The 365-nt window shown below is 67.9% G+C and carries 1 pseudogene; it reads right to left on the reverse strand.

From position 1 onward, the window contains the following. Nucleotides 1-124: 124 nt before the first annotated feature. Nucleotides 125-352: pseudogene (locus G8767_RS35360) on the reverse strand (thioredoxin domain-containing protein); the annotation flags it as partial. Between the last annotated feature and the right edge of the window lie 13 nt (nt 353-365).

Below are 365 nucleotides of genomic sequence, written 5' to 3' on the forward strand. Positions count from 1 at the left end.
CCTTCCAGCGCCTCGATCCCCTGAACGGCCAACTTGCGGTACCGCGCCCCGGCGGCGAGCACAACGGCCCGGGCGTGCACCGACCCGCCGTCCGCCAGTCGGAGCACATGGTTCCCGGCCTCGGATCGAGCGCGGGGCTGACCATGCGACACGGGCCGCACCACGTCGCCCACAGATCCACGAGCACAGGCACCGAGGATTTTTCGACGATCTCCGCGAAGTCACCGTCTCCCGCCGCGGCGATCCAGGGCAGCGGCTCGTGGCAGTTCCCGCAGCGAGGTTTTCCTTCCCCTGCTGCCGGGATGTTGTTGGTCTTGCCGCAGTGCGGGCACTTCACCTTGTCGGATCCCATGACGACACCTCTT

It is taken from the genome of Rhodococcus sp. IC4_135, assembly GCF_011602025.1.
GTDB classification, from domain to species: Bacteria; Actinomycetota; Actinomycetes; order Mycobacteriales; family Mycobacteriaceae; genus Rhodococcus_F; species Rhodococcus_F baikonurensis.